Here is a 19,410-nt window from a genome sequence, read left to right as displayed (position 1 = left end):
GTGGTTAGTGATTATTTTTCAACGGTAATTATAAAAAATGCCAAAGGAATAGCAAGGCGTTCTTAAGGAAAACACCCCGCCCATTCGGACGGGGTGTAAGGAGTGAGTGTGGAGTTTCTTAGAAATTCTTACATTGGCCTTTCCACTTGCCATCGTGGCCGGCGATGTTTCCGTTGATGTACTTGCCGCTGGTGCCTACGAAGTCCGCCTTGCGCCATTCTTCACCACCGAGGTGCCAGCGCATCCAGGCAACCGTAGCGGCCATGCCGTCCCAGGAACCGGAACCGTGACCGTAACCACATTCCCTGCGGCCAGGAGCGACGTCGTAGCATTCGGTACCCATGCCACCCGTCATCTGGATAAGGCATGCAGGTGCCTTGACATTTGCGTTGTTGTAATCGTTCTCGGCGTTGCCGCGTTCCATGCCGCCTTCACCGTAAAGGATAGCTATAGTCCGGTCGGCCGCCACCTTCATAGCTCCGACACCGTCCCAGTCACCGCTGTTGTTGAGGAATGCAGTAAGCACGCGTCTGTCCTTGATGAGGGCCTGTTCAGATTCAAGACCGCCCATAGAGTGGCCAGAGCAACCGACCGTATTCATGTCGAGCTTGCCAAACAGCGGGCTGTTCGAATCCTTGTTCAGCCCATCGAGCCAGTCGAGAGCCTTGATAGCCTGGGTCGCGTTGCCCGGAGATTCCTTGAGGGCAACCACCACAAAGCCGTGGGAAGCGAGTCTACGAATCATGCCTTCGTAAGCACTCGGTTTTGTACCACCACCGGGGCCCCATACCACGACGGCATGCTTTTGGTCCGGATTGTCGGTCAAGCGCTTGGGGTACGCAAGGATTCCTTCCCCATCCCAGCCGGTATTCGTCTTGTACTCGACTTCCATGTAATTCTTTTCTTCTTCCTTGTCGTTCGCGAGGAAAATTTTAGACACGGCGGGAGCCTCGCTAGAAGAAGAAACTTCGGCCGCCGAACTTGCCGGAATTTCGCTAGCGCTGGAACTGGAAAGCGGAACAGGATCAGCGATGCCTTCGGAGCTGCTGGATACTGACGTCAAAATCGTGTCTATCATACCATGAACGGGTTCGTCGCCACAAGCGTTCGGCAAGCTAGAGGCCACACAAGGGTCCGCCCAAGGGTCATTATTCGGATCAACGATAGAATCCGTTCCCTGCTGAGCGGGATCGGTCGGATTCAAAGCAGGATCGACAGGCAGGCCGGTTGCGGAATCGATGACCGGATTATTCACCGGATTCGTAGGATCGCCCGGATTGGCAGGATTATCCGTGGGGGTAACAGCCGTCGGATCGGTAGTATTCTGATTATCGTTTGCAGCAGTAGAACTGTCGCAGTTTACCAAGGCCATGACAGCACCTGCTATCACAAAGCCCCTTGTCAAATTCCTGAAGAACATCGTTTTCATTGTGACTCCTTTTTTCCAACACCGATATAAAGATACCTTGGAAAAAAGCAAAAAAAGCACCCCGGAGATTTTTTCCCATGGACAAAAAATCCAAGCGTCATGGACAAAAAATCCATAAATTTCGCTAAAAACGCCAATTTTGACAGTTATTTTATCTGTAATTTATCCAAGCCGGACACGATAATTCTTACACAATAAAACCGCCCCATAAAAAGCAAAAAAGGCCGTTACCGGAGTAACAGCCACAATTATTTTTACACTAAAATGACGATAATTAGCGCGGGGCGTAAATTCTGGACATAAATTCGGCGCGAGTCTTTTCGTCGGTCTTGAAACGTCCCAAAAGCTGGGTAGTCACCATCGTGGCACCGGGCTTTTTCACTCCGCGCATCGTCATGCACATGTGGGACGCTTCCAAAACCACGGCAACGCCCTTCGGGTTCAGTTCCTTCTGGATCAGTTCCGCGATCTGGCGGGTCATGCGTTCCTGAATCTGCGGGAAACGCGCATAGAATTCCACCACGCGCGGAATCTTGGAAAGCCCCACCACACAGTCGCCCGGAATGTAGGCCACGTGAGCCTTACCCGTGAACGGCAGAAAATGGTGTTCGCACATGCTCGCAAACTCGATATCCGGCACGATAATCATTTCATCGTACTTTTCGTGGAAACGCGTCTTGAGAATATCCTCGGCGCGCATTTCGCCCGAAAGGCCCGTCATGAGTTCGGCGTACATCTTCGCGACACGCTTTGGCGTATCGATAAGACCTTCGCGGTTCGGGTTTTCGCCCATGCCTTCCAGAATCATCCGGAAGCCGTCTTCCATTTTCTTAAAATCCATCATGGGGCCAAAGATAGCAAAATCAGCGGATCATGACAGCGCGGGTTTCGTTTCCGTAGCGGATCAGGAAACGTCCCGTCTTCGGCAATTCGATTATCATTGACGATTCCGTACGCATATGGCGCAAGACTCGGCCCTGCACATCCATTACAAGAAGCAACTTTCCTGCGGCAAGCCCCGAAAGCGAAACCTGTTTTCCCTGGACATCGAGGCGCCAGTTACTTTTCGCGGCAACACTCGGAAGAGCCATACGTTCGCTTGTAACAGCAAGACTATCGATATAGCCAGAACCCATGATATACGAGTTTTTTACCGTCACCCTCGAAAGAGACTTTTCACTCCAGACTTCGCAGAACAGGCCTCCATAATGTTCCGCACTCTTGCATTCATCATTTACCAGCAAGCCCGAGATAGAATGGCCGTTCCCCATAAACGTCCCACTGAAGTTCCACATAGGATCCCAATTAAAGTAAGCAATGGTGTCAAGTTCATCTGCAGATTGTTTCGGAACAGCCTCATTGACGACGATATCGTTCTGGAGGAAAGCGCACGCCTCATAATTCTCAATTACGCCTTTCAAGGTTCCGTTTACAAGCCCCGCAAACCAATACAATTCTTCCTTGGACGTAAGGAGATAGCACCCCTTTGAATTCTTTTGCGGCTGCTGCGGAACTGGAGTCCATTCTGCATACAAATTAAGATTCTTCATGTCGTCAATTTTGAGGGTTCTGTGGTACCCCAGCCTAAAATTCGCCCAGTACAGGAACTCCGCCCCCTCACGGGTCGGTTCCTTGAATACATAACCCGCATCCTTGACCGTAAACGTCGTCGGATTTTCAGAATCATTAACGCCGCCGTTCAAGTGGTACGTGATTGTGTATTCAAGCATCTTCCACTTGGCATACACCGTAACATCTTCCGTATTCCCTGCAGGAATCCGTTCAATCTTTTCTGCGAAAAGGGGATCCGTATACCAGCCTTCGAATTCATACCCGTCACGGCTGGCATCGTAAAGAGCAAATACCGACGAATCCGCCGACCACTTGAACTTCAATGTTCCACTTTGAGGATTGCCCCTATAACGAGTTCCGCCATTCAGGTCAATATTGACGAAAAAGAAACTTTTCCATTTCGCATAGAGAGTCCAGTCCCCATAAAGGGCCGTGTTTATAGATTCAACCTTTTGCGTAAACATTTCATCCGTGTACCATCCCTCGAATTCGTCACCTTCCTTCACGGCATCTTCTAGGGCGAAGGGGCCATCATTTATAGAATAGATACTCGGATTCTGTTCGCTATTTACACCACCATTCAGCACATAATGTATCGCGAACCGGCTCGCATCAAGGACAGGGAAGGCATCCGTGCCCAACTCCTGAATCCAGGCAGAACCATTCACACCCGCCGAAAGCATTCCAAGAGCCGTTCCATCTGCAAACTGGGTCTCGTCAAGTGACAAAGCCAGCGAAATTTTCGTATTCTTGGAATTCATACACAGCGCATTCTCCACTTCAAAAATGCTTTCACTTGCATAGCAGGCAAATCCTTCCTCCTGCACAATGCAGTCCGAATACTTCCCTTTCAGTTCGCCGGCAAAATAGACATTTCTCAAGACCGCGGCATCCATTTCCGAAACGATGCCTCCCACAGACTCGCCTTCAACAATTCCCCTGCTGTAGGCGTTTTCGATAATAGTCACATGAGATGAATCAACACCCTCCGCCTTCGAAGCATACTTCGCGGTGGATATCGGCGAAGGGGCTGCCGTCGGGCAGGCGTCATTCGTTACATTAATTACACCGATGAGTCCACCCGCATTCCCTGAAGCATGGACCGTCGCATTCGAATAGACATTCCTCAATCGCACAGGACCAACAGCAAAAGCCGCAACACTCCCTGCAGTTGCGCCGAAAAAGTAGGAATCCTCGATTCCAAGGTTCCTCACATAGGTAATGTTGTTGCGCCAGCTACCTTCCTTATCCCCCAGTTCTGCAAAAAGACCTCTTTCGGCCACAAGGCCCGAAATCTTGAATCCATTGCCTTCAAACGTACCTTTGAATCCAAGTTCATGCCATGACACATAGTCATCTTTCGCCAGCTTTCCGCTCTCGTCAAGCACATTTTCGTTCACCACAATGTCACTTTGGAGAGAAATACACCCCTCAAAAACCGAACGGGGATACGAATAATAAACGTTGTTGACAGAAACGGATGCTATACCGTAAAGTTCATTGGCATTATGAATAAGGTAACAGCCTCGTTCATCCTGTTGGGGAATCTGCGGGACAAGCCCCCACCGAGCCTCTACGGTAAAACTTCCAAGGTAGTAGCCAACCGTATGCATCGTTTTACCTTGATACTTCTCAAAATTCACGGCATCCCGCAATTGGCTCGAATCGGAATCGACAATATACCACCCCATAAAGGAATACCCTTCACGGGTCGCATCCTTTAAAACAAGATTGGTCTTCCCCTGAACATAACTTGTCGGATTTTCAGGGTCATTGACACCCCCATTCAAATTATACTTGATGGTATAGGCATCCGCCGAAAGAGCTGTTGCAAGCAAAAGTACCCCAAATACTTTGCCAAACGGGTATGACATACCTCCTCCTTTATTCATAATTTCATATAAAATATATATCAAAAAAACTCCGAATTTCAAAAAATTCGGAGTTTCCATGGACATTTAGTCAATTTTTACAATGTTATGTTATCTAACATTTACCTTAATCAGGTCGCCCCTGCTCTTGGCAAAATAGATGCCGAGCGGAAGGCTTTCCAGCGAAAGACTCCTCATTCCGCGGCGCACCAGCGCTCCGTTCATGTCGAATAACGAAATTTCACCGTCAGATTCCAGGCGCTTCCTCACGCGAACAATGCGTCCGAGATTCACCCTGGCAGACACCGAACGCGGCTCGATTCCTGTCGGACCGCCAAAATCATCGATATGCGTAATTCCATTGTTCACGTAATCGTCAAGGCCATAAGCGCTGCGCATAATCTTCAGCACATCCATGTCGAACACGGAGCCGTCCGGTTCCGTCTGGCGACGGATAATGGTCATGTTGTTTTCGCCCTCGTGGCCGGTATCCCAGGCGATAGGCACCACCTGATTTTCCTTGGCAAGCTTCATCACGGCATCGTAATACGCAAGACGGCCCTTGCGGTGCTTGGCATACTTGTCGCCCGTCAGAACGTCCACGCGGTCATTGGCGCCGAACTCGCCGATAATCACAGGCACGCCCTTATCGACAAAGTTCTTTTTCATCTTGCCAAACTGGTCCTGAATCTGGGCGCTGGTGCACTTGTCACCCATAGCTCCCGCCCAGGCGTTGTATCCACAGTTATGCACGATATCCGCACCTGTCGCAAGGTCATCGCCCCAGTAGTATTGCGGATAAACTTCGGCTCCCCAGTTCACCACGTCATTCAGAAGCGTATAGGTATAAGGATCGTAGAAATGTACCTCGACCATCAGGCGATTTTCAATCACGTCTTTCGGGAGCTTGTCGACCGGCATCACTTCGGAAGTACGGTCAATGCTCGTGGAAGGCCCCTGAATAATGAGCGTACGGCTTCCGTTGTTGCCACCCGTCGCACGCACCGCATCCACGAAGGTCTGGTGGTACGTCATCAGGATTTCGGTTTCGTGTTTGTAGTTCGCATCCGTTGTGGCAGGCTCGTTCGCACTCGCGAAAAGCAGGTTCTCATTGTAGTTCTTGAAGTGGCTTGCAATCTGCGTCCAGAAATCCTTCTGGCGGGCGTTCACGGCGTCCTTGTCGGTATCGTTCAGCTTGCCTTCGAGCCAGCCGTTATCCCAGTGGATATTGAGAATCGTCACGAGACCTGCGCGCATGCACATATCGACAACCGTCTGCACCGAATCCATCCAACTTGCGGCAATTTCGTTCGGGCCACCGCCCGGAACAATGTCTGCCTTACTTGAATCGCGCGACATGGCGTTCGAATGGCTGTACCACGCACACGGAATGCGAATCGTGCTGAAGCCCGCCGCCTTGACCGAATCAATATACGCCTCGGTCGGGAACTTGTTGCCCCACCCCGTTGGATTCCCTGGAACTTCCATCGTGTTTCCAATGTTAATGCCAAAGCCCATCTTCGCAAACATCTCATTTGCAGTCGGAAGCGTTTCGGCCTGTACCGGCGAAACCCCCGCCGACAACGAAACCATAGAGAAGGAAGCGGCCACTGCCGCAGTCCGTAAAATGCTTTTAAGCATAAACAACCCTTTAGGGATGCGCTTGCAACCCTTATTTAAACAACCCACACTAAATATACATCCTGTCGCGACAAAAACAAAAATCCACGCCGAAAATAGCGTGGACGATTTATCAAACAGGTGGGAGTCGCTACTTCGCACTTAAAATCGCGACGAGGTCCGCGTTGCTCAAATTCGTCTTTTCGTTCAGGGCGGCAGCAATCGCGGCAAGCTGCTTTTGGCAGGCCATCATCAGGTTGTACACCTGCTCGACAACATTCGCTTCGGAAAGCTGATAGTAGTAGCAGGATGCCTGGAAACTCTGGTAATCCGGATCGCTCCGGTAAAGTTCCATCGGGAGTTCCTTCATGACGGTGTCCAGGTCGCAGGCGAAATTCTTGCGCATCAAGAACTCTGACATGTGCCCCGCAATCGCGATATGGGCAGACCCTTCGAGCGAGTTCCCCGGCATACGCGTGACGCTCGGCTTTTCCTTGGAGTTGTTGATTTTGACGTAATCGACGGGGCGCTTGAACAGGATCGCGATCAGCGCGTGGCCAGCCTCGTGGCGGCAAAGTTTTTCATATTCCTGTTCACCGAAAAATTCAATTAAGGATTCACGAGTTAAAATTTGTTCTGACATATTTCAATCTCTGCCTAAATAATACAAAATTTGGCTGACGGTGGCACGAGAAAAGTGTATATTAAAATTACTTACTTGAGGCGTATATGGGAGCAAAGTTCTTATTGACAATGGGGTTCGCCCTTTCGGTGGCACAGGCGTTCGGAGCCGTTTATTACGTGGCGACCGACGGCAGCGATAACAACGCGGGTTCTAAAGACAAGCCCTTCGCGACGCTCAACAAGGCGAACAAGGTGGTCGCCGCAGGCGATACCGTATGGATTCGCGGCGGTATTTACGACCTGCACGACACGGTCTTTTATTCGCGATACAAGATGACGGCGGGCATCCTATTGACCGCGAGCGGAGAAAGCGATGACAACCGCATCCACTACCTGGCCTATCCTGGCGAGCGTCCGATTTTTGACGCGGCAAACCTCCCCGTGGCCGCAGGCGGGGAACATAGCGACGGTACCCCCGAAGGGGCGATGTACACCTCGCCTATCGTGATTGCGGCAAAGTACCTTCACCTGAAGGGTTTCGAGGTCCGCAATACGCCCATGATACACAATTCCAATTCCGGCGTTTTCCTTTACGCGAGCAAGCATATTTTCTTGGAGCAGATTGACAGCCACCACAATGCAGGCCCCGGATTCTTTGCGAATGACGGTGCCGCCGATGGCGGTGGACACATCTTCTTGAACTGCGATGCACACGACAACTACGATCCTTTGGGCTGGCAGGGCGACGGCGAAAATGCCGACGGTTTCGGCGCGCATTACCAGAAACCCGGCGAGGGCGATACCACGAAGTTCATCGGGTGCCGCGCCTGGTGGAACAGCGACGACGGTTTCGACTTCATCAACCAGGAATTCCCCGTGGTGCTGGAGAACTGCTACGCGATGGGGAACGGCTACAGCGACTACGGGCTTGGCAACCCGAAGAACGGCAACGGACACGGCATCAAGATGGGCGAAAGCACCCTCGGCGGCGGGCGGCATACCATAAAGTTCTGCGCCGCCTGGAAAAACAAGTCGACGGGCTTTTACGCGAACTACACCGGCGTGGGCAGCAAGTGGCTCAACAACACGTCGTACATGAACAAGGACCGCGAATTTGCCATGGCATCGACGCTCTTTGATTCGCAGGGGAACCGCATTGCCGAGGTAGCGCCCCTCACCGGCGACAACGCCCACGTGCTCAAGAACAACATTGCCTTCCCGAACAAGAATTCGCAAGTCGGAGAATGCTGGGAGTATATACCGAGCCAGAACATCGACCGTTATGTGGAATGCCCCGCCGGCGAGAACAACACATGGAACCTGAAACTCGACCTGACCGAAAACGACTTTGAAAGTCTCGACGACCCGAGCATGACCGTAACCGGCAAGGACCTTTCGACTATCGTGGGAATCTTGGGCCCGCGCAACGCCGACGGAAGCATACCTAATGTGGGCTTCTTGAAACTCAAGAAGGGGAGCCGCGCGATTGACAAGGGCGAAAAAATCGGATTCCCGTTTGTGGGCGAGGCCCCCGACCTCGGCGCATTCGAATACGGACTTTCGAGCAACTCGGCGCAGCTTTCATCAAGCAATTCCGCAATCTCATCTAGTTCTGCCGCGGGTTCTTCTTCCGGAACTGCCGCGTTCATCGCCACGCCCCGCAACGGCCATTTGCCCGCATTGCACAATGCTCGTGGCGCCGCGCTCGTATTCGACATGCAGGGACGCTACTTGGGAACCCTACATCCCGAACAGCTTAGATTCGGCACCGTTGCCGAAGTGCTCCGCACCAAATTCAGGACCCCCGGCGCCTACATTGTGCGGCAGGGTAACAGATTGAAGATTGTAAAGTAGTTGATTTAAAGATTACCGTTTAGGTGCTGAATGGGCGCCCGTTTTATGTTTCTTTCAGCACCTCTTCGAAGCTAAATTCGAATACCGCTAAACACATTGTCTTCATCCTGGAAGAATGGTTTGTCATGCCCGCCACCGTGTGGGCATCTTTTTTTATGGCAGAATTGTGTATGCTGACCGTTTTTTTTTTATATTATGTAAGTTAAAAGGAAGAATTTTGGTATGAGAAAGTATGTTTTGAAATTGAAGCAAAACCTAAAAAAATTGTGGGACTTGGTCCGTGTTTTTTTCTCGCGTTCGAGGAATGCTTTGCTACTGATGCTTGTGGGTTTGCTCCTGAACGTTATCCCCGCTAAGCTTGCAATTTTCTTCGGAATTCCCTTGTACTTGGACTGCCTGGGCACTGTACTTACAGCTATGCTCGGCGGTTACCTACCTGCGGTCATCGTGGGCTTCAGCGTGAACGCCATCAACGGAATTTCCGAGCCGGTCGCGACTTACTATGGCGTCCTGAGCATTTTAATTGCGACGCTTGCGACATTCCTTTTTCGTCGAGGATTCTTCCATCATATCTGGAAACTGCTCATAGTCATATTGCTCTTTGCGTTGATTAGCGGTGGTATCGGTTCCGTCTTTACATATGCTTTGTACGGGTTCAATTTTGGCGAGGGCATCTCTGCGCCGTTCGCGATTGCGTTCCACGACGTTTTTCACTGGAACCGCTTCAATGCGCAGCTCGTTGCCGATTTCGTGATAGATATTTTTGACAAGGGCGTCATTGTTCTCTTGTCTGCACTTATTTATCGATTTATCCCGCATAGACTCAAAGATGAACTGAAGGATGTCCAGCTCATCCATCTTAAAGGATCTGAAAAGGGATTTTCTTCGGACAAAATGTCGATTCGCCATTCCTTGCTGAACAAGGTTGTAATCATGGTGATTGTTGCGGAAGTCCTTTTGGGCGGGCTTGCGAGCATGATTGGATTTTTCTTGTACCGCGACAACTGCATCAATAATTTTGTCAGTATCGCCAATGGCGTGACCGAAGCGGCGTCTATTGCCGTCGATGCCGAAAAGGTGGATGATTACCTGGCTCGGGGTTACGAGGTCGAAGGCTACCAGCGCACGCGCGAAGTTCTTTCTGGCATCCGAGAAAGTTTCTCGCAGATAAAGTATATATATGTGTACAAATTTTTGCCTGATGGCTGCCATGTGGTTTTTGACCTCGATACCGAAGGCGTGCCGGCTAACGCACCGGGCGAAGTCTTTGCCGTTGAACCTTCGTTTAAAGAATATCTGCCGAAGTTTTTGAACGGCGAGGAAGTTGAACCCATTATTTCGGATGACCAGTTTGGCAGGCTCCTCTCGGTGTATAGACCCCTCAAAAATGCCGCCGGGAAGACGGTTGCTTACGTGGGCGCGGACATTTCCATGGAATCCATCACCCGCGACGAGGCGATGTTCTTTATCAAGCTCCTTTCGCTGTTCTTTGGGCTTTCGCTAATTATTGGATTTGCAGGTTTTTTAATAGTGGGTCACTGCGGAGCTTCAAGAATAAAATACGAAGACCGAGAGCAGCGGCAATGCTTGCATTGACATTGCCGAGGTCAAGTATTTTGGCTTGTAGAGCAACGATGCAGGCAATAAAATCACTACCATCATGCAGATTGAAAACACGGAAATTTACCATGTACTGATTGAAAAAATATCCGTCAATCCGCGTTTATAATTCTGTACGGATTCTTCTCAATTTAGCCATTAGCCTTTCGCGGGCTCATGATATATCGGATTTAACATACGCCTTAATAATTCGGCCCCGTGCTGGTCGGGGTGAGAGTCAAGCTTCTTCAAGAACGCATCGTACTCTTCTGGCGTCCATACGCGGCGGGATCCGTTTGGTCCCAGGGTTTCCACGTAGCCCTTCCCCTTTTTCATATTTGCACTCCTTATTTTGATATACTATCAAAATAGGTTTTACTGCGACAAAAGATGACGCGATAAAAAATTGTTTTTTTAGACGAACACGACTTCGTTGCCGACGCGCGGGGATTCCGTACGGTTCGGGAGGCCGCTTTCGGTATCGGCATAGCCGAGGGCGACCGAGGCGTACACGCGTTCGTCTTCCTTAAGGCCAAGCGAACGCAGGTATTCGAGGAGCGTCGGATCTTCGTTCAGCCACTTGAGCTGATTGATGTAGCAGCTGCCAAGATCGAGTTCGTTCGCGGCAAGCATCATGTTTTCTACGGCGCAGGCAACATCGGCCATGTTGTTGCCGTATTCCTTCTTGTTCGCGACCACGATCAATACAGGTGCGGTGTAGCAGAAAGAATAGTTGCCCTTGCGCGAAAGCGTAATCGAATTCTTGAGGCTCTTGTAAAGGTCTTCGCGGAGTTCCATTGCGGCAAAGGCCGACTGCACGAGCTCCTTGAGCTTTGCAATCACCGAAGCATCCGAAATCACGAAAAAGTGGTTGCTCTGCGCGTTACCGCCGGTGGGTCCGAATTGGCCCGCCTCGACGATAGCCTGCAACTTTTCCAATTCCACAGGTTCAGCCTTGAACTTGCGCGTACTGCGGCGTGTCTTGATCGCTTCTATGACGTTCATTATTTCTCCAGCGGCATAATCAGAATGCGCGATTTCCGTTTCTGGTTGTAATGGTCGCGTTTGCTCTTCGGCAGTTCCTCGACCGTACCGTCTTCGAATCCGAAATGGTAGAACCAGTCGAGCGCCTGCGTGGTAAGCAAGAACAGCTTCTTGTAGCCCTTCATGCGACCGACAGAAATCAGGTGACGAACGATAGCGTCGCCAATGCCCGACTTGCGGTAGTTCGCGCCCACCGCGATGCCTGCGACTTCGGCCATACCGTCTTCGAATTCGTGCAGGGCGCCACAGCCGTGAATGCTGTTGTCGATGCTGTAGACAACATAATCCTTGAGCTTTTCGGAAATGCTTTCCTGCGTACGCGGCACCAGGAATCCCTTGTCGATGTAGTCCTGCATAATGCGCAGGATATCGGGAATGTCCTCGATGTTTGCGGGCCTGATACTGGAGTACTGGTTTGCGTACACCATGGTGCCGTCGCCACGGGCACTGAACACTTCCTGCAGCACGCTTCCCTGGAATTCACCGCTCAGCAAGTGAACACGGTTCGCACCGGCTTCACACGCCCGAATGGCGTTCATCAGGTAATCCATCTGCGCAAAGTCGAGCTGGTCGGAATTGAGTTCCAGAAGTTCCTTCGCCTGGTCCACGTCCATAGCCGAAATAACGCCGGAATCCGTGGGTTCCAGGTACTTGGTGTTGCGGCCCGTCACAAGGCCTTCGAGCTTGATACCGTTCTGGTTACCGATAAAGAAAAGTTTCCCGACCTTCATGTACTTGCAGAGTTCGGTCGCAAGTTCGGTCGAGCTGATGTTGTAGGCGTGTCCAATCTTGTTCCAGCCAATCGGCGGGATAATCGGCACAAAATTTTCGTCCAGAAGCTGTTCCAGGATATCGCGCTGAATACGTTCGATACGACCGGTGCGCATGTAGTCCACACCGTCTATGACACCCATGCTGCGGGCAAGTACCCAGTTACCCTGAATACCCCTAAGGCCGCTTGCCGTGAGGTGACTCATAATGTGTTGTGCAACGCCCAAGGACGCCTGCTCGATATGCGGCAGGGCTTCTTCGCTTGTAAGGCGCACACCGGCATGGAACGTAGATTCCAGTTCCCACGCCTTGAGCTGAGCATCGATACTGTTACGCGTACCCGGCACAATAATGATGCGGATTCCCGACTTGTGCAGAATGGCGATATCGCGCATGAGCACCGGGAACAGGGGGTGACTCATCAGGTCATCCTCGATTTTCAGCACGAACAGCTGGCCCTTGAAGCGTTCCATATAACCAAACACTTCGCGAATGAAACCGGCAACCTCAAAATGTTGCGAATTAAAGTCAGATGTCGCGTTACTCATATTAAATAAGTTAGAAAAATGCCGAGCCGCGGCAATAGGCGGGCCGCCTATTGTCAAGGCGAAGGGCGAATAACAAACGCGGCCCCGTAGGACCGCGTTCGCTAGTTGAGATAGAATATTCTTGAACTAATCCTGGATGCGGGTCCAGTTGAGGATTCCCTTCTTCACCAGGTAGATATAGCCTGCTTCGAGAATCACGAGGAAGCCGAGCAGCACGAACAACAGGTCCCAACCGCCCTTGAGGAACTGGACGGTCCAGGGATAGAGGAACGCCACTTCGAGGTCAAAGACCAGGAACAGCATGGCGACCATGTAATACTTGACGGGATAGCGTTCGCCCGAAGTACCGGACACGTGGGCAACACCACATTCGTAAGACGTACCCTTGATCGAAGTCCCCTTGATCTTTCCCGGATGCAAAAACCAGTTCGCCACCAGAAGTGCGGTAGGAACAACGAGTGCAAGCACCACCAAAATGGTCATCGCAAAAGTAGTATCGAAGATTTCAACGTTCGTCATAGTGAGATCAAACATAGTAAAAATCTTTTTGCTAGTTAAGCCCCGAAATGTAAACTATATTTGCAGGCATGAAAAAAATCACTACATTTTTGGGATGTGTGGGTGTGGTGTGCTTATTTTCGGGATGTACGTCTGATAACCTCGAGTCCATTGTCACCGCAGACAATGCAACGGCCGAGGTGTCTTCTTCTGCAAAAACGAAATCATCTTCTACCTCAACCGCTCCTACCAGTTCGGCTTCCAAGGACAACAAGAAGCCTTCTAGCAGCAATTCCTCTTCTACTCCGGGCGACACGACCGTCATCAGGACCCAGGTCGAAATCAACCTAGACGGCGGCACCCGCGACCACGACTACTACAGCAGCGGAACCTTCTGCTGGAGCGACGAGTGCAAAAAGGAACACGCGAACGAATCCTCCTCGTCTGCCCCCAAGTCTTCTTCGTCTTACACCATCGACATCAACATGTCGCAAGAAGCGCAGAAAGCTCCCGTAGTCAACGGTATGACAATGACCGATACGCGAGACAACCAGACCTACGCTCTAGCCAACATCGGCGGCAAGCTCTGGATGGCAAAAAACATCGCCTACAACACCGGTGATCCCTGTTACGAGGACGACGACTCCAAGTGCGCCTCTTACGGTAGAATGTACAGCTACGTCTCGGCACAAAAGGCCTGTCCCTTGGGCTGGTCGCTCCCCACGCGCGCGCAGTTTAACGCCGCCATGGCCGACACCACCTTCTGGCAATACGGTGGACGTAAATCCAATGACTACAACTACATCGACCAAATGGGATTCTACTGGCTAAAAGCCGGCGAAGCCACCCAATCGTCAGATGACCAAAACTGCAAAACAGACAAATGCGGAGTCATCTTTGTAGCGAAGTCCTGCGACTATGGCGATAAGAACTGCGAAATGAAATTCCAGAACGACGACCAGTCGAAGCTCTTCAGCGTACGCTGCGTACAGGACTAAGTCCGTCACGTACAAAGTTACAGCAAAAAACCCGGACAAAAGTCCGGGTTTCATTTTTTTAGAATATCGATACCTTACAACCGTTCAAGACCGTCCATGCCCTCGTCCAGCAGGAGCGTGATGTTCTGAATCTCCTTCTCCATCTGGTCGTAGTAGATCTTTGCTCGGGAGAGCTGCTTGCGCATTTCCTTGATTTCGGACATCAGCTCGACTGCAAGCAGAGCCATGCGCTTTCGGCTGTCCATCTGGAATTTCGCAGAGCGTTCAAACCGCTGGTTGATGCTATCTACGATTTCGGAAAGTTCCGCATCGGGCAAGTCGGTGCGGATCTGGATCATTTCCTGTGCAACGGAGATATTTACCGATCTTAAAGGTTCGATAGTAGCCATTATTTTATCCCTACGCCAAATGGATCGTCATCCATCAGCATCCTTATCCGAAAAAATTTGTCTGCGAGCCCTCCTGCTTGCTCGCGAACAAGTCGTTGTCATTTTCGTCTGCACTGTGGACTTCAATCGTCGGAATGTCCTCTTCGGTTTCCTGCGACACAGATTCGTCTACCTGCGGCTCGGAAACCGGAGCTTCTTCCACGGACTCTTCGGCGACCGGTTCTTCTGCGGAAGGTTCTTCGGATGCTACCTCTTCGGCGACGGCATCTTCGGACACCGCTTCTTCGGCTTCATTTTCGAGAGAGGCCTCGGTCGTATCTTCTGCTGCCGGGGCATCATCGCCCTGGTCGAGCTGGATATCCGTGCCGAGTTCATTTTCGATGGTTTCCACCAGCTGCGTGAACTTTTCCTGAGCCTCGGCGATTTCTTCGTTCTGGGCTTCCAGCTGTTCGTTCAGGCCCTCGATGATGTTGTTCTTTTCGTTGAGCTGCGTCATGAGCGAGGCGATGGTCGCATCCTTTTCGATGACCTGCGCATTCACGGCATTCAAGAGTTCGGACTTTTCGTTAATCTGTCCGCCAAGCAGTTCCGCATTGGAAGTCAGTTCGCGAACCTTGGCTTCGAGGCTTTCGATGCAGCCGTCCTTTTCCACCAGCTGCTGACCGAGAACCGTTACACGGTCGTTGAGCGAGGCAACTTCCGCTTCGCGCTTTCCAAGCATATCGCTCTGGGCGTTCGCCTGGTTCACACTCGCGTCAAGAGCGGCCTTGCATTCGGCAAGATTCGAATTGGCCGTCTCCAGGAGAAGCGACTTGTCCTGAAGCGTTGCGTGCGCGGCAGCCAGTTCCCGCTTGATTTTTGCATTTTCTTCTTTAAGGGTTCGAACCGTTCCCAGGACACCCTCGATTTTCTGGGAAAGCATACTCATTTTTTCTAAATTCATCTTTGCTCCGTATAAAGATTTTCAGAACTTTTACAATATTAAGATAACTAAATTTTTGCATAAATGCCAAATGATTTCTGTAAATGAACATATACAGCGAAGGCTCTCGGAATTGCCCGACCGCCCCGGCGTCTATATCATGAAGAACGCCCAGGGGAAAATCATTTACATCGGCAAGGCGAAAGTGCTCAAGAACCGCGTGCGCAGCTACTTCGACGGCAGCGAACACAACGGGCACCGCGCGGCAACGCTCATGCTCCCCTTTATCCGCGATATCGAGTGGATTATCACCGAAAGCGAACAGGAAGCGCTGATCCTCGAGGCAAACCTGATCCGCAAGCACACGCCCAAGTACAACGTACTCCTGAAAGACGACAAGCACTTTCCGTACTTGGCATTTTCAGTCAAGGAACCCTTCCCGAGACTCACCCTTTCGCGTTCGGTCAAGAAAGACGGTCGCCAGTACTACGGCCCCTACATGGGCTCCCGTGTTATAGACAAACTAATAGATCTCGGGGCAAGGCTTTTCAAGTTGCGGGAATGCTCCATGGAACTGCCCGCCAAACGCCCCGTACGCCCCTGCCTCAATTACCATATCGGCCGCTGCAGCGCCCCCTGCGCAGGGCTCATTAGCCAGGAAGACTACGCCAAGGATGTCGCCAACGCAAGGCTCATGCTCGAAGGCAAGCGTGACGACCTGATAGACCAATGGCAGCGCGAAATGGAAGAGGCGAGCGCGAACCTGGACTTTGAAACCGCGATGAAAAAACGCGACGCCATCCAGGCGCTGCAGGCGACGGGCACGCACCAGAAAACCGACACCAGCGACCCGAACCTCTCGCTGGACGTGGTGACGCTCCGGCGCAACGGCGACATGGCCGCGGCGGTGATTCTCGAGTACCGCAAGGGCGTACTCATGGGGCGCAGGCACTACCGGCTCGAATGCAAGCTCGAAGACGACGAGACGGAAATCTTTAGGCAGATGGTGCTCCCGTGGTACATGGAGGCGCCCCTGATCCCTGCCGAAATCGCGACCGACATCATACTCCCCGACGACAAGGAAGAACTCGAAGCGGCGCTCAGCAAGCAGGCGGGGCGAAAGGTACAGTTCACGGTTCCCCAGCGCGGCGAAAAACTCGGATTCCTGAGGCTCGCCGGCGCAAACGCCGACATGATCCTCGTGGAAATGCGCGCCGAAGTGCAGAAGTACAGCGAAATCGACCAGAGCGTTTTCGAGCTGCAAAAAGTTCTCGGACTGAAAAAGACGCCTTTCCGCATCGAGTGCGTGGACATTTCGCACCTCAGCGGAACCAACACCGTGGCAAGCCTCGTCGCCTTCAAGAACGGGCGCCCCGACAAGAGCAACTACCGCAAGTTCATCATCAAGACCGTCGAAGGCGTTGACGACTTCGCGAGCATGCGCGAGGTGATGACCCGCCGCATTAAACGCCTCGAAAACGAGGGCGTGCCCATGCCCGACCTGTGGGTATGCGACGGCGGCAAGGGCCAGGTGGACGCCACGATGCAGATTCTCAAGGAACTAGGCCACGACCAAGATTTACCGCTCATCGGACTTGCGAAACGCCTCGAAGAAATCGTATTCCCCGACGACCGCAAAAGCATCGTGCTGCACCGCACAAGCCCCGCGCTAAAGCTTTTGCAGAACGCCCGCGACGAGGCGCACCGTTTCGCCATCACCTACCAACGCAGCAAGCGCAAGAAGGACCTCGAAGTCGAATGGCTCAAGATGCCTGGTGTCGGCCACGAGACGCGCGTGAAAATTCTCTCGAAATACCGCAGCGCAGAATCTTTCATGGCGGCCCCCCTCGAAGACATCGAACTGTTGCTCGGCAAGGTCCGCGGCAACAACCTCCGCGAAAAAGTCGCCGAGTATTGTGCCAATTTCATCACGCCCGACTACGAAAAAAAGGACGACGGCTCCCCCGCCGAAGGCGACGCCAGCGAAAAATAATACTCCAAGGTGGAATAGGGCCCATTTGTCTACAAATGCCCATTACGCCTCAAATTCGCCAATTACCGAAAACAAATGTTTACTTTACGGGGCTTTGCCGGAGCTCAAAAAAAATTTTTCGATTTTGCTCTTGTTTTTGTCCTTCAAGTTGGGTATATTAGGGATACAGGCATCCCACGGATTAACGCCCGATCTAACAGTATTATTAAAGCTCGTCGCTCTTGGTGTTCAGTTTAGGCGCGCTCCGACGCGAAAAACAAAGCCCCGAGGCACTGCTATCATTTTTGAATGAGTAGCTTCGAGTGTTCCACCGTGCGGAATGCCTTTTTTTTATTTATAGAAATCGGCAACGCCATTCCCCGCCCAAAATAAGCTATCTTTGCGCAGCTATTTGCTAAGATGGAGTTTTTATGGCCTCTGAAAACGCAATTATCGAACGTGCCGAAATGTACCTGCGCAAGCTGTCCTGCGGCGTGAACCCGCTGACAGACGAAATTCTGCCCGAAGGGGATTCCTGCAAGCAGGAACGCATCAGCAGATGTCTCGCCTACGTGGCCTCCCTGTTGCAACAGCAGCTCAACCACGACCAGGTGGCACCCGTTCCATCGGAGACTCCGCGCAACACGAAACGTAACGCAAAGCCCCAGATGCAGGAACTTTCGATCGACGCCGAGGCTCTCAAGCGCTACCGCTTCTTCGACTATCCGGTTTCGATTTCGCGCGTGGTACGCAACATCAACGAACTCCTCCCCAACAACATGAACCACCTGCTCTACGCCGACGTAGCAAATTTCTTGGTGCAGGAGGGAATCCTCTCGAGACAGGTCGCCGAAGACGGCAAGGAAGCGAACCTGCCGACGCCCACCGGTGAAACCTACGGATTCGAGAAGGGCGAATCGGACCTGCGCGGACATCACAACATTTATACGCAATGCTGGCAGCAGGCCCAGCAGTACATTCTGGACAACATCCAGAAATGCGTCGCTATAGCAAACGAACGTTTCGCAAACCGCAAGGCCAATCAGGACGAATGGACCGAAAAGCCCGCCCGCAAGGCGAAAAAGAAATTCCAGGTAACCGCCGAAGAGCTTAAGGGCTACCCGAACGAAGAAACTCCCATCCCCGTGAGCGAAATCGCAAGGCGCCTGAACACGCTGGTTGGCCCCGACATGGAACGAATCTACTACAAAGTAATTCGCGACTGGTACGTGGCAGAAGGCTACCTCGAACTCAAAACCTCGCCCGAAGGTCGCGTCGCCTACCTGCCCACCGAAAAGGGTTCGCTCGCAGGCCTCATGGTGGAATCGCGCACCGGAAAGCTTGGCGAACTCTACGACGTGGTGATGTACGACCCCAAGGCCCAGCAGCTTTACCTGGACTACCTCGCCCAGGGCATTCCGCAGGAATCCACGGTAGAAGAATAGCCCCAGTTAATCCATTTTAGCGTCGAAATGAGCCGCTTGATAAAAAAGTGCCCTCCTTCGACCGCCCAAAACAATCCCCCGCGTGGGGATTTTTCTTTTTACGGCATTTTATGGGGCCATGGAGTTGACGCTTTTTATGCATATAACTATATTTATGCATAAAAAGAATCTGTACGAGGCATGCGACCTTATGAATCGTCGCAAAAATCGTGCCATAAAAAAGGATATATAAACATGGAATACAAAATTAAGGA

The 19,410-nt window shown here is 51.7% G+C and carries 15 protein-coding genes; 5 read left to right on the top strand and 10 right to left on the bottom strand.

Features of this window, described 5'->3' with window-relative positions; all coding sequences use genetic code 11:
- Positions 1-118: 118 nt before the first annotated feature.
- From Q0W37_RS11905 to Q0W37_RS11885, 5 genes are all read right to left on the bottom strand, one after another.
- Complete coding sequence (locus Q0W37_RS11905) at positions 119-1,429, bottom strand: alpha/beta hydrolase (protein WP_297701782.1); 1,311 nt, start codon at positions 1,427-1,429, stop codon at positions 119-121.
- Positions 1,430-1,703: 274 nt separating this feature from the next.
- Positions 1,704-2,273 (bottom strand): GTP cyclohydrolase I FolE, encoded by a 570-nt coding sequence (gene folE, locus Q0W37_RS11900; protein WP_073055254.1) that lies wholly within the window; start codon positions 2,271-2,273, stop codon positions 1,704-1,706.
- Between the two features lie 19 nt (positions 2,274-2,292).
- Positions 2,293-4,875 carry an InlB B-repeat-containing protein gene (locus Q0W37_RS11895; protein WP_297701781.1) on the bottom strand — a complete coding sequence of 861 codons (2,583 nt, stop codon included), beginning with the start codon at positions 4,873-4,875 and terminating at the stop codon, positions 2,293-2,295.
- Positions 4,876-4,983: 108 nt separating this feature from the next.
- Complete coding sequence (locus Q0W37_RS11890; protein WP_297701780.1) at positions 4,984-6,513, bottom strand: glycoside hydrolase family 5 protein; 1,530 nt, start codon at positions 6,511-6,513, stop codon at positions 4,984-4,986.
- 130 nt (positions 6,514-6,643) lie between these two features.
- Positions 6,644-7,135: a hypothetical protein gene (locus tag Q0W37_RS11885; RefSeq protein ID WP_297701779.1), complete on the bottom strand. Its 492-nt coding sequence runs from the start codon at positions 7,133-7,135 to the stop codon at positions 6,644-6,646.
- An 86-nt stretch (positions 7,136-7,221) separates the two neighbouring features.
- Between Q0W37_RS11885 and Q0W37_RS11880 the strand changes: the two genes are divergently transcribed.
- Entirely contained in the window at positions 7,222-8,970 is a 1,749-nt protein-coding gene (locus tag Q0W37_RS11880) for a right-handed parallel beta-helix repeat-containing protein (protein ID WP_297701778.1), read from the top strand.
- Positions 8,971-9,279: 309 nt separating this feature from the next.
- Positions 9,280-10,566 (top strand): hypothetical protein, encoded by a 1,287-nt coding sequence (locus Q0W37_RS11875; RefSeq protein ID WP_297701777.1) that lies wholly within the window; start codon positions 9,280-9,282, stop codon positions 10,564-10,566.
- A 417-nt stretch (positions 10,567-10,983) separates the two neighbouring features.
- Here the strand turns inward: Q0W37_RS11875 and Q0W37_RS11870 are convergent, their stop codons facing one another.
- The 3 genes from Q0W37_RS11870 to Q0W37_RS11860 all read right to left on the bottom strand — a co-directional run bounded on the left by Q0W37_RS11870 (position 10,984) and on the right by Q0W37_RS11860 (position 13,466).
- Positions 10,984-11,574 carry a nitroreductase gene (locus Q0W37_RS11870; RefSeq protein ID WP_297701776.1) on the bottom strand — a complete coding sequence of 197 codons (591 nt, stop codon included), beginning with the start codon at positions 11,572-11,574 and terminating at the stop codon, positions 10,984-10,986.
- Entirely contained in the window at positions 11,574-12,932 is a 1,359-nt protein-coding gene (gene argA, locus Q0W37_RS11865; RefSeq protein WP_297701775.1) for an amino-acid N-acetyltransferase, read from the bottom strand. The genes Q0W37_RS11870 and argA overlap by 1 nt, the downstream gene beginning before the upstream one ends.
- A gap of 126 nt (positions 12,933-13,058) precedes the next feature.
- On the bottom strand, positions 13,059-13,466 hold the full coding sequence (locus Q0W37_RS11860) for an NADH-quinone oxidoreductase subunit A (RefSeq protein ID WP_297701774.1): 408 nt from the start codon (positions 13,464-13,466) through the stop codon (positions 13,059-13,061).
- A gap of 53 nt (positions 13,467-13,519) precedes the next feature.
- On the opposite strand from Q0W37_RS11860, the gene Q0W37_RS11855 reads away from it, so the two are divergent.
- Positions 13,520-14,428, top strand: a complete 909-nt coding sequence (locus Q0W37_RS11855; RefSeq protein WP_297701773.1) for an FISUMP domain-containing protein — start codon at positions 13,520-13,522, stop codon at positions 14,426-14,428.
- A 74-nt stretch (positions 14,429-14,502) separates the two neighbouring features.
- On the opposite strand, the gene Q0W37_RS11850 is transcribed toward Q0W37_RS11855, so the two are convergent.
- Positions 14,503-14,817: a hypothetical protein gene (locus Q0W37_RS11850; RefSeq protein ID WP_297701772.1), complete on the bottom strand. Its 315-nt coding sequence runs from the start codon at positions 14,815-14,817 to the stop codon at positions 14,503-14,505.
- Positions 14,818-14,860: 43 nt separating this feature from the next.
- Positions 14,861-15,760 (bottom strand): hypothetical protein, encoded by a 900-nt coding sequence (locus tag Q0W37_RS11845; protein WP_297701771.1) that lies wholly within the window; start codon positions 15,758-15,760, stop codon positions 14,861-14,863.
- 70 nt (positions 15,761-15,830) lie between these two features.
- On the opposite strand from Q0W37_RS11845, the gene uvrC reads away from it, so the two are divergent.
- Positions 15,831-17,732, top strand: a complete 1,902-nt coding sequence (uvrC, locus tag Q0W37_RS11840; RefSeq protein WP_297701770.1) for an excinuclease ABC subunit UvrC — start codon at positions 15,831-15,833, stop codon at positions 17,730-17,732.
- A gap of 410 nt (positions 17,733-18,142) precedes the next feature.
- A complete protein-coding gene (locus Q0W37_RS11835; protein ID WP_297701769.1) occupies positions 18,143-19,156 on the top strand; it encodes a hypothetical protein in 1,014 nt (337 codons plus the stop codon).
- The last annotated feature ends 254 nt before the right edge of the window (positions 19,157-19,410 follow it).

This window comes from uncultured Fibrobacter sp., assembly GCF_947166265.1.
Taxonomy (GTDB): domain Bacteria; phylum Fibrobacterota; class Fibrobacteria; order Fibrobacterales; family Fibrobacteraceae; genus Fibrobacter.
The sequence above is the reverse complement of the archived record's forward strand: the minus strand, read 5'-3'. Positions and strand labels throughout refer to the sequence as shown.